This is a genomic window from Bacillus sp. JJ783 (assembly GCF_036963225.1).
In the GTDB taxonomy this organism is placed as follows: Bacteria; Bacillota; Bacilli; order Bacillales; family Bacillaceae_G; genus Bacillus_A; species Bacillus_A cereus_U.
Map to the genome: position 1 here is coordinate 14,792 of NZ_JBALMG010000038.1, position 10,556 is coordinate 25,347.

Here is a 10,556-nt window from a genome sequence, read left to right on the forward strand (position 1 = left end):
GTTAATGCGGGATAAAAAAACATTTAGTTTACATAATATAATTATCGATCGCTATAAATGTGATTTTCAACCATATACAAAAAAAGAGGGCAGATATGCATCTCCCTCTTTTGTCTAACTCTTTTTATTATTATTCTTGTTCTTGCTCGTCCATAATCTTCTCAAACGCCGCAGATACTTTTTCAAATACCTCATCATTCTCTATGTATGAGAATTCATTATCTTCTTCTACTTTTAAAAAGAAGATATCAATGTCTTCCTCTGTTTCTGTTTGAATGTCTTCTACAAAGGCAACCGCAATGTATTCTGCTCCTTCGACATCCATCGCTCCAAGCACTTCAACTTCCTGCTCTTCATTATTCTCATCACTAAGACTAAAAACTTCGCCTACTTCAATTGCTTCCATATTCATTCTCCTCCTATCATACTCTAAAAAATAAAACGTTCAAATTGCACACTTACTAACATATCTTTCCATAAAAAAGTTGAATTCATACAGAAAGAACAACAAATTCTTGCTGATTCAGCAAAAGTATTCAACTATAAGGATATCATTTATGAATAGGAATGAACATATTTTAAATGAGATAATTGGATTAATTAATTTAACATCCTTCTTTCGATTTTCGAAAGACCTCTATGTTCCATAACGATTCTTTCATATAGGTAGCAAGCATGCCACCTTTCAATCTGTAAGTAACTACTAAAATGGCACCTCATACCCTGATTCGTTTCTGTACGTTTTTAGGATGAGAGATAAATCCTTCTATATAAACTAAAGAGATTTATGCAGCAATTCCAGTACATCTTTCATCGCAAAAGGACCGTCTTTTTTTACATGCTCAGCGAATTCAGAAACGAGACGTAATGTTTTCACACTTTCAATTGGATGATCCCCTGACGCGCTTTCAGCAGAAAGCATAACAGCATTCGTTCCGTCCAATACAGCCTGAAATACATCAGTTACCTCAGCTCTTGTAGGAATAGAATGATCTACCATAGATTGAAGCATTTGTGTCGCTGTAATTACATATGTATTCGTTCGATTGCACTCACGAATCATCATTTTTTGTAAAAGTGGAATAATTTGATACGGCAATTCCACACCTAAATCTCCCCTTGCGATCATAATGCCATCCGCTTCTTTGCATATGTCTTGAAAATTCTCGATTGCTTCCATCGTTTCTATTTTTGCAATTAAATGGGGCGAAGTTTCTTTATACTCTTGTATAAACTCTCGTATTTCTTTTATATGACTAGGTTTTCGCACAAAGGAACACGCAATAAAATCAACATTCTCTTCTAAAAGAAACTGAATATCTTTTTTATCTTTCTCTGTAATAGCTGGTAAACCAACAATTGCGCCTGGTAAATTCACCCCTTTATGAGAGGCAATATTTCCACCTGTTTTTATCCTCGTTTCTATTTTGTCCATACTTACCTTTTCAACGATTAACTCAACTTCTCCATCATTAATAAGAATTCTACTTCCAACTTTCACGTCATTCGCAATCCCTACATAATCAACACTTGCTTCTTCTTTATTCCCTTGAACTGGATTGGTATGCAAAATAAATAACTCCCCTGCTTCAAGGGTAATTTGTTCCTCTTTCATTTCACCCAATCTTATTTTAGGACCTTGTACATCCCCCAGAATTTTAATAGAATCGTCTAACGATTTTACTAAACGAATGATATCTTTATGACTTTCATGCGTGCCATGTGATAAATTCAACCGAACAATTTTCATACCATTGTTTATTAACTGCGCTAATGTTTCTTTATTATTACTTGCTGGACCAATTGTACAAACTCGATCAATTGTCATTTTCCCACCATCCTTTTTTAAATGTTTCCCATAAAATAAAAAGAAGATTCTTTTTATAGGAAAGACTATACAACTAAGAGATTTTATATGAGGTGAATATTTTGCTGAATAAATAGCTTAAATTTAACTTTTTGACTCCATAGTTATTGTTAGTTTCGTTGCAATAGGGTACTACTAATAATAAATCTTGTTTACATACGAACGCTAGATTGGGATATCGAAAACAACCAATGGAGGAACCACAATGACTACTCTTCGTAAAAAAATAATGGGACTAACTTTAGCGGGAACGGTAGTGCTATGGTCATTAGCAGCAGGAAGCATGATGAACGGTAACGAGGTAAAAGCTGAGGTGAAAAAAGTAGGAAAGCAACCTAAAAATGTAATTTTTATGGTTATAGATGGGACAAGCTCTTCTGCTACAACATTAGCCCGGTGGTATAAAGGTTCACCCCTTGCACTAGATCAAATTGTATCCGGAGGTGTTCGTACGTATTCGGCAGAATCAGCTATTACGGATTCTGCACCGGCAGCTACAGCTTTAGCTACTGGAAATAAATCAAATTCAGGTTACGTGGGCGTATTGCCTTCTGTTGTGAATTCACCTGGCTTAGAACCAGTGAAAGAAGAATGTAAGTTTCGTCCAGTTGCCAACGTCTTAGAAGGCGCAAAACGTTCAGGCCGCGCAACAGGAATCGTTGCTACATCAGAAATTCAGCATGCTACTCCGGCTAGTTTCTCTGCCCACCATGCTAACCGTAAAAATTTTGAAGTGCTTGGTGAACAGCAAGTTTATCAAAATATAGAAGTTGTATTAGGTGGTGGAAAGGCAGCACTTCAGCCTACGACAAGCAATGGAATTCGTAAAGACAACGAAGATTTAGTAAAAGTGATTCAAGGAAAAGGGTACGACTTTGTCGAAACAAAAGATGCGTTACTAAACTCCAAATCAAATAAAATCTGGGGTTCTTTCTCTAATACTGCCCTTGCGTTCGATATGGATCGTGAAGTAAGCCAGCCTAAACAGCCAACTCTTTCCCAGATGACGAGAAAAGCAATTCAAACATTATCAAAAGATAAAGATGGTTTCTTCTTATTCGTAGAAGGCAGTAAGGCAGATTGGGCAGCACATGCAAATGACCCTATCGGGATGATTAGCGATGTATTGGCGTTTGATGATGCGGTTACAGAAGCATTAACATTTGCGAAGAAAGATGGTAACACTATGGTCATTGCTTTAGCGGATCATGGTAATAGCGGTATTTCCATCGGTAACAGCAATACCACAAAAGGATATGATACTACACCAGTATCAGCTTACATTGACCCACTGAAAAAGGCGAAAATGACACTTGAAGGTGCTACAAGTAAACTAAAAGATGATTTATCTAATATAAAAGAAGTAGCTGCTCTTTACGGTTTAGACAACCTAACTGATGATGAAAGAGAAAAGTTAAAAGCTGCACATAAGAAAGCTGATGTAGGTCCAATCCTTACTAAATTATTGGCCAACCGTGCGAACATCGGTTTTACAACTGGTGGTCATACAGGTGAAGATGTATTCTTATACTCTTACGGTCCTCAAAAGCCATACGGTTTAGTCCAAAATACAGACATTGCGAAAATAATGGCCAAAGCAATGGGCTTTCAATTAGGAGAAATAACTAAGAAATTATTCTTAGATGCTGAAACAGCCTTTAAACAAATTGGTGCAACTGTAACGATTGACAAAAAAGATGCACGAAACCCGGTGCTTGTAGTAAAACGCAATAATACATCGGCAAAATTGTTTGTTAATAAAAACATTATCTATATCGGTGGAAAAGATTATGAATTAGGAAGTGTTGTTGTAGAAAGCAACGGGAAATTCTATGTACCTGAAAAAGCAATTGAACTATTCACTAAGTATTCTCACTAAAAAATATTGCCTCTTAGTATACAGGCAATATTTTTTTGAGTAAAAGGATTATTTTGTTTAAATCTTCCTTAAATCGCACTCCTATTCGTTAATCTCAAAGTAACTTCCTGTATAATCCAATTAAGTAATTAATAGGAGTGTTATTCATGCCAGATATATTAAGACTCGTTATCTTTCTTGTTGTTGTAATTGGTGCAATCATTAACTTATACCTAGAGTTTAAAAAACCTAAAAAAAGTATATTCTCAATAATTTTTCTATCGATACTCCTTATTGGGACCTCAGGTTTAATTAAAGATATTTTATCTCGACTTTTATAGACGAATGAATAAAACCCGATATTCCGTCAATAATGTAGACAACATTATATTTTCTCCATTCCCCCTTGGAGATGAGCAGTTAGCTTTTGCTAGCTGCTCTTTTTACGGATTCACTACATAAACTTCTGCTGCATATGATTTTCCTGTTAAATAATTATCGATGAAAAAGTAATCATTTCGAGGTACATTCAAAATCAATTCATTTATACGATTAATTATGCAAGAATCATGATGTGTGATTTCTCCTAACTCCTTGTACTGCCTTGCTCCTTGTTTCCATTTCACAATTACAACATCACTCTTTTACAACTAATCCAATTGTTTTTGCGTTTCAAGTTTCACAAAATTCATATCCATTCCCCTTTGTATTAAAATGAAATTTCCGTTAAAAACAATGAACTTTAAAAACTACTAAATTGTAAATATAAATACAAGGGAGCGTTTTATATGACTTCCTATCAAAGAATATCTTTAATAGTTATCACTCTTTTTTATCATTGTGACGTTCCTTTCAAATGAAGTCTTTATTTCTTAACACCCAACGAGAATGTACAACAAACTAAAAAGGCCTACTCACACGAGTAGGCTTTTGAAACTATGAAAGCTTCGTTAATAATTGATTTAAATCTTTTTTCGTTTTCGTCGTTAATGACTTCATTTTATTAACATCTATCTTTTCTTTTTCCGCTCTTATAATTAATGGATACAAACTTTGTTCAATTGTTTTGTATTCAGTTGGATGTGATGCCTCTATATCTTTTTCAATTACATCCCACTTCTCATTAATTTGTTTTCCAAGTTTATTTACTGTTTCTAATTTAGGATTTGCAGCTAATTGCTTGTCTAAGCTTTCAATTAAGGTAACAACTTCTTTTACATTTGCTTTCACAGCGACGTTTTTCTTCGGATCTTTCGTTGTCTTTCCGTTATTGTTTGTACTTGTGCTTTGATCTGTTGTTTTCCCGCTAGTAGTTTGATCATTCGTTTTTCCTGTCGTTTCTTTTTCTTTTGTTGTTTTTCCGTTACTTTCTGTTCCTGTTGATTCCTTTGTATTTTTTGCATCCTTATCTGTTTTTTCATTCGAAGAAGTATTTGTGTCTTTTTCAGTATCTTTCGTTGTTTTTGACGCTTCATCTGCACTTGTCGTTTTTGATTGCTCTTCATTTTGCGCTGTTGCTGGATCCTTCTTCGCTTCATCTTTATCTGTGAAGGTACTACAAGCTGCCATTGAAAGCATTGTACCAATTGCTACTGATGCGATAGCGACCTTTTTCATTTTCATAAAAATCCCCCTATGTTTATATAATTTATCCTCCTCTTTACGATTCTATTTTTTCTTAAAAAATCCCTTTTCACACGAATCACCATCTTTCCGACAGTAATCTTCATAATAATACGTACAAAAAACGATAAATTTATTTTAATATTCGAGTTTCTTCTACCTCATTTTTCTTCTCTGTAGCAAAAGAAAAAGAGTATATTGTCACATGAAGATTTACAATCTACAAATGACAACATACTCTCCTATCAATTTTTTATCTTTCTTGACATTTTATTTACACAAAAAAATAAAATAATTCCTAATTTTTTTATTTCTCAACACTTGTTAACATAATATTTTTATGAAAAACCACCATTCGAATGAATGACTTGCCCAGTAATCCACTTCGCCTCTTCACTTACTAAAAAAGCGATTAAACGGGCAGCATCCACCGGTTCTCCAACTCTACCTTGCGGGAATTTCCATGCTAAATGATGCTGTAATTCCTCTGTAATCCATCCTGTATTCGTTGGTCCTGGATCAACAGCATTGACTGTAATCCCCTTCTCCATAGCTACTGGTGCAACTGACTTTGTAAATGCTTCTATTGCTCCCTTTGTTGCTACGTATGCCAGTTCATCTGGCATTGGCGCTAGTGACTGCCCAGAAGTAAGATTGATAATACTTCCACTCGTTTTAAGTGAAAAATGTTTCATAAATAATGAACTTAATAGCATAGGAGCACGAACATTGACCGTATAATGTTTATCTAACTGCTCTACATCTAACTCTTCAATTTTCGTATGAGTAGAATACGCCGCATTATTAATAAGAATAGATGGCTCACCTAAACGTTCTGATACCATATACAATACACGATTAGGCGAATAAGACTTCGATAAGTTGATTTCTGCCATTTCACATCGAACGCCGTAACTTTCAATTTCCTTTTTCAACAAAAAGGGTTCTTGATCATTCATTCCCCACGGCATTGCTTTATCATACCGAGGCCAGTACGTGAAAAAGACGTCTATCCCCTTTTGAGCAAGCACCTTGCATACAGCTGCACCAATTCCATTCAGACGAGTTGCCCCTGTTACAATTGCTATTTTCCTCACCTTTTCTCCTCCATCTATGGATATATCCTCTGCACGAATACAGAGGATATATCTTCTTATTGAATATTTGACAATATACGCTCTGCACCTAATTTTAAAATTCTAATTAAAATTAAATTGGTAATGGTAAACAGTATAAATAAAATAATAAACATAACCCACAGTCCTACCTGAAGGACAAAGTACAATACACTTACTCCCGCTACAATAACTAAAGCTATTAAAATATTAGCTAAAAAATTCCACAAAGTTGTGTATCGACTTTTAAATAATTTTTGTTCTGTATCCCAATGTATATCTGCAGTTTGTGCATCCCAGCGCGTACCGATTAAATTAATTAAGAGCAATCCGTTCGCACTTAGTAAAAACCACAGTATCATGAAGACTGGAGAAATACCCGCTACAACTGCCATCGTAATACCGAATACTGCTAAAATGACCACATTAATTAACCAAGCAGTTATTGCTTTCGCAAAAAAGATATCCGAAGCCTTTACTGGTAAATAGCGATTCACAAACCAAGAGCTTCCATCTCGTGAGAATGACGTTGTTGCAATAACGTTACTCCCCATTAAAAATAAGGATGCACAAAGGCCAACACCAATTGCGAAACCTGCAGATTCTGGATTATCAATATATTCCGTAATCCATTTTAAATTTCCATCTTGTACAAATAAAACAAAGAACAGCATAATTGGCATAACGAAAGTTTGCACAATACAATTTAAGAAAAATTGTGGCGTGCGGAATAACGTTTTAAATTCTTTTTTCACATATGCTTTTAAATGTGAACTTTGTACCGTTGATTTCTGTAAACCTTCTGCTGAAATTACCTCTTTCTTTGCTGTACTCGTTGAAAGACCAATAACCCCTTTTAAATATGTACGCTCTGCAATATAGTAAAACAGCCCGAAAAACGCGATAGAAATAAGAATGTATATTAGTACGTATAATATTCCCTTCCACGATGCATTTTCTACTAATCCCATTGCACCAAAATATGTAGTCGGAAAATAATTTGTCATTTGTATGAAAAGGGAGGATTGATTATTTACAAGATAATTCGCAACTGAATCTCCAGCTCCAGATACTGCACTTTTATTTCTCCATTGCATAAATACATTGATTCCGACGATAAATAGTATACTTACGATTCCAATAAATATACTTCCTCGATCTTTATTTTTCGCTATATTCGTATACCTCATAATAATTGTCATAATTAACGAAGCTAGCACTAACGGAACGATAGGGAAGAATATGTAAATGACAACCATATAAATGTAATATGTAATGAAAGCACCACTCTTTAAACCGTAAGTAATAAAGATAGGCCATAAAATAAACGAGCTCATTACGTATTGTGTAATTAACACTGTAAAGAACTTTGCCGAAATAATTTGCGCTGGTTTTAACGGTAACGGTAGTAACATTTCAACATCATTACTATAGTAAAACACTGTTAAAATATTCATAATACTCATCAAAAATACCCATATACTAGCAATAGCTAATCCCATTGCAATAATAATCCCTGGATCCTGTCCTAGATGTATCATTCCTTCATACATTCCGTGGGTCATCGAACCGAATATTAAAAAACCTACAAATAATATTGCTGCAAATGAAAATAAATATGCCCATCGTTTCTTTTTATCAGTTATAAAATCTGCATAATTTAATTTCAATAATACTTTCGTTAACGTCCATATTTTACTCATTACCTGTCATCTCCAAGAACATTTTTTCAAGTGATTCATTGGATTTAAAATGATCTCTCATTTCATTTAAATTTCCTTTAAACTGCAAATTCCCCTTATTAATAATAGCGACGCGGTCACATATTTTTTCCGCCACTTCTAATACGTGTGTAGAGAAAAATACAATCTTCCCTTTATCTGCATGTTCTCTCATCATTTCTTTCAAAATATATGCAGATTTCGGATCAAGCCCTGTTAACGGTTCATCTAAAATCCATACATCCGGCTCATGCACGAGCACACCAATAATAACAATCTTTTGCCTCATACCGTGTGAATAACTTTGAATTTGATCAGATAAAGCATTATAAAGATCAAACTTCTTCGCTAAAGACTCTATTCGTTCTTGCCTTACTTCCTTCGGCACTTCGTACATATCAGCCATAAAGTTTAAATATTCAATTCCTTTTAATCGTAAAAACATATCCGGGCTATCTGGAACATAGCCAAATGTTTTCTTCGCTTCCATCGGGTTTTTCATAATATCTTTACCATTGATTGTAATGGTCCCTTTGTCCACCCCATGAATACCAGTAATCATCTTAATTGTCGTTGATTTACCTGCACCATTCGGTCCTAAAAATCCGAATATTTCTCCGCTAGGTACAGATAAACTTAAATCTTTTACTGCGTAGTTAGATCCATTATAACTTTTTGACACATTCACAATTTCAATCATTACATCCAATCCTTTCCTTAATTACCAATTAACTATATTGATATTATAGCATACTTATATTTTCAGATTTTTACATTTTTCAGTTTTTTAACCTTTAAAATAAATATAAACTCCTAATCCAACGATTAAAACAACGGCTAGTATAATATAAATCATCGTAAGTCGTTTAATATTTCCTTTTGTCGCTTTACTATAATTCGCATCACCATTTCGCCCAATTAACACCGTTCCAATTACAGTAATCACTACAAGTAATATAACGATCATTATCCCAGTTAACATTTCTTCCTCCCCCTCCTTACAACCATTTTACGATATTTCCCTTTTTATTTTACAGAATATTTAACCTTTTTTACTATTATTATGAAATAAATCGCAAAACTATTATTACTATGAATTTCCATATGTGATATATTTATAACATATAGTGATTTATTTCTAACATCGAAAGGAGAATCTATCGTGAAAACAACTTGGATTAAATATTTAGGATTTCTCGGTTTCTTTGGGTTTCTCGGATTTTTTTACGAAAAAGGATTGTTTACTATGTTCTGTTTCTTCTCCTTTTTCACGACATATAGAAAAGTTCATCACGATGAGCTTTTTGAACAAATCGTCAATAAATCATGCCGCAATGCCTTTATCATTACATTACTAACAACAACTATCATTATGTTTATTGAAATGTTATTTCCGAATCCATTTTTACAAGAGATTGATATCGCTCTTATTTTCAGCACACTCATTCTTACATTCGGATTCTCTATCTTCTTTTACGATAAGCCTGTGGATGAAATGGAAGATGCACCATGGCGTTCGTAACGAAGATAAAAGAATACCGCGCCAAAGTGCATATGACGCAGGAAGATTTAGCGAAAAAGGTTGGTGTACGTCGTGAAACGATTAGCCATCTTGAAAAAGGAAAATATAATCCTTCCTTACAGCTTGCTCATGATATAGCGAGGGCACTTCATAGTACGATTGATAAGATTTTTATTTTTGAGGATTAATAAAGGGGTACTCAAAAAACTCTAACCAACAACTATTAAATATTTTATTATTGATGTTTTTGGACTTTTATTACTATATGGTTGCATATACATTATTCTTAATATACTCTAGTTAACAGCATGATTAATAAATCTTTTAGAGAATACCTTATGCTTTCTCTTTGTATGAATGCCGACAAGCAGATAAAAAAGGAGGCTAATCAAAATCAGCCTCCCTCCTCATTATTTATCCCACTAGTTACGGGCAGTAAGACTCCCACTGATTAAAGTTTCACTTTATCACCCATACAAAACCGCATGAAATACACCTAACAGTAAGTATTGATCCTCTATATAATCCTCATCATATACATTCATCTCGATGTAATACATATCTTCCTCAAGACGAATATTCCAATCTGCTATTACATAGCCCTTTCGTAATACCTTTCCAATCCCAAGTGAATTTTTGTGAACAACATATTCTTCTGTCTTATATGTAAAGGTAAATACGAAATTTGCATCCAATAACTTTCCGTCACATACAATTATTTCATGCTCTGCACCATTATTATCGATGTACGTTACTAAAATCTTTCTTTGGCGCCGCCTACTTGCATCCTTTGCAATGATGCGAATATTGTCCTTACTATCCTTTATTTCATAATTGATATTACTACCAA

At 34.1% G+C, this 10,556-nt stretch carries 12 protein-coding genes; 3 read left to right on the forward strand and 9 right to left on the reverse strand.

Annotation, left to right across the window (positions count from 1 at the left end; all coding sequences use genetic code 11):
- Nucleotides 1-130 precede the first annotated feature (130 nt).
- Both V7038_RS08735 and V7038_RS08740 read right to left on the reverse strand, forming a co-directional pair.
- On the reverse strand, nucleotides 131-406 hold the full coding sequence (locus V7038_RS08735) for a DUF1292 domain-containing protein (RefSeq protein ID WP_002110889.1): 276 nt from the start codon (nucleotides 404-406) through the stop codon (nucleotides 131-133).
- Nucleotides 407-775: 369 nt separating this feature from the next.
- On the reverse strand, nucleotides 776-1,828 hold the full coding sequence (locus V7038_RS08740) for a pyruvate kinase (protein ID WP_070139710.1): 1,053 nt from the start codon (nucleotides 1,826-1,828) through the stop codon (nucleotides 776-778).
- A gap of 244 nt (nucleotides 1,829-2,072) precedes the next feature.
- Between V7038_RS08740 and V7038_RS08745 the strand changes: the two genes are divergently transcribed.
- Nucleotides 2,073-3,746, forward strand: a complete 1,674-nt coding sequence (locus V7038_RS08745) for an alkaline phosphatase (RefSeq protein ID WP_070139711.1) — start codon at nucleotides 2,073-2,075, stop codon at nucleotides 3,744-3,746.
- Nucleotides 3,747-4,168: 422 nt separating this feature from the next.
- Here the strand turns inward: V7038_RS08745 and V7038_RS08750 are convergent, their stop codons facing one another.
- From V7038_RS08750 to V7038_RS08775, 6 genes are all read right to left on the reverse strand, one after another.
- The gene (locus V7038_RS08750) at nucleotides 4,169-4,351 is read right to left on the reverse strand and encodes a hypothetical protein (RefSeq protein WP_223260385.1); all 183 of its coding nucleotides are present in this window, start codon (nucleotides 4,349-4,351) and stop codon (nucleotides 4,169-4,171) included.
- A gap of 310 nt (nucleotides 4,352-4,661) precedes the next feature.
- On the reverse strand, nucleotides 4,662-5,348 hold the full coding sequence (locus tag V7038_RS08755) for a hypothetical protein (RefSeq protein WP_070139712.1): 687 nt from the start codon (nucleotides 5,346-5,348) through the stop codon (nucleotides 4,662-4,664).
- A gap of 338 nt (nucleotides 5,349-5,686) precedes the next feature.
- Nucleotides 5,687-6,445, reverse strand: a complete 759-nt coding sequence (locus V7038_RS08760; RefSeq protein WP_002110894.1) for an SDR family oxidoreductase — start codon at nucleotides 6,443-6,445, stop codon at nucleotides 5,687-5,689.
- Between the two features lie 56 nt (nucleotides 6,446-6,501).
- Entirely contained in the window at nucleotides 6,502-8,166 is a 1,665-nt protein-coding gene (locus V7038_RS08765; protein ID WP_002110895.1) for a putative ABC transporter permease subunit, read from the reverse strand.
- Complete coding sequence (locus V7038_RS08770) at nucleotides 8,159-8,884, reverse strand: ABC transporter ATP-binding protein (protein ID WP_002110897.1); 726 nt, start codon at nucleotides 8,882-8,884, stop codon at nucleotides 8,159-8,161. Before V7038_RS08770 ends, V7038_RS08765 begins: the two co-directional genes overlap by 8 nt.
- 87 nt (nucleotides 8,885-8,971) lie before the next feature.
- Nucleotides 8,972-9,166 (reverse strand): hypothetical protein, encoded by a 195-nt coding sequence (locus V7038_RS08775; RefSeq protein WP_002142517.1) that lies wholly within the window; start codon nucleotides 9,164-9,166, stop codon nucleotides 8,972-8,974.
- 180 nt (nucleotides 9,167-9,346) lie between these two features.
- Between V7038_RS08775 and V7038_RS08780 the strand changes: the two genes are divergently transcribed.
- Together V7038_RS08780 and V7038_RS08785 are read left to right on the forward strand one after the other, a co-directional pair.
- Entirely contained in the window at nucleotides 9,347-9,706 is a 360-nt protein-coding gene (locus V7038_RS08780) for a DUF3796 domain-containing protein (RefSeq protein WP_002110899.1), read from the forward strand.
- On the forward strand, nucleotides 9,694-9,894 hold the full coding sequence (locus V7038_RS08785) for a helix-turn-helix transcriptional regulator (RefSeq protein WP_002110900.1): 201 nt from the start codon (nucleotides 9,694-9,696) through the stop codon (nucleotides 9,892-9,894). The genes V7038_RS08780 and V7038_RS08785 overlap by 13 nt, the downstream gene beginning before the upstream one ends.
- Before the next feature lie 279 nt (nucleotides 9,895-10,173).
- Here V7038_RS08785 and V7038_RS08790 read toward each other — a convergent pair.
- Nucleotides 10,174-10,556, reverse strand: a 383-nt coding sequence (locus tag V7038_RS08790) for a tubby C-terminal domain-like protein (RefSeq protein WP_438825106.1), incomplete at its 5' end; no start/stop codon positions are given.

Bases quoted from the DNA above. Each gene is read 5' to 3' on its own strand.
- V7038_RS08735 (WP_002110889.1), bottom strand. From the start codon at position 406: ATGGAAGCAATTGAAGTAGGCGAAGTTTTTAGTCTTAGTGATGAGAAT.
- V7038_RS08740 (WP_070139710.1), bottom strand. From the start codon at position 1,828: ATGACAATTGATCGAGTTTGTACAATTGGTCCAGCAAGTAATAATAAA.
- V7038_RS08745 (WP_070139711.1), top strand. From the start codon at position 2,073: ATGACTACTCTTCGTAAAAAAATAATGGGACTAACTTTAGCGGGAACG.
- V7038_RS08755 (WP_070139712.1), bottom strand. From the start codon at position 5,348: ATGAAAATGAAAAAGGTCGCTATCGCATCAGTAGCAATTGGTACAATG.
- V7038_RS08765 (WP_002110895.1), bottom strand. From the start codon at position 8,166: ATGAGTAAAATATGGACGTTAACGAAAGTATTATTGAAATTAAATTAT.
- V7038_RS08770 (WP_002110897.1), bottom strand. From the start codon at position 8,884: ATGATTGAAATTGTGAATGTGTCAAAAAGTTATAATGGATCTAACTAC.
- V7038_RS08775 (WP_002142517.1), bottom strand. From the start codon at position 9,166: ATGTTAACTGGGATAATGATCGTTATATTACTTGTAGTGATTACTGTA.
- V7038_RS08785 (WP_002110900.1), top strand. From the start codon at position 9,694: ATGGCGTTCGTAACGAAGATAAAAGAATACCGCGCCAAAGTGCATATG.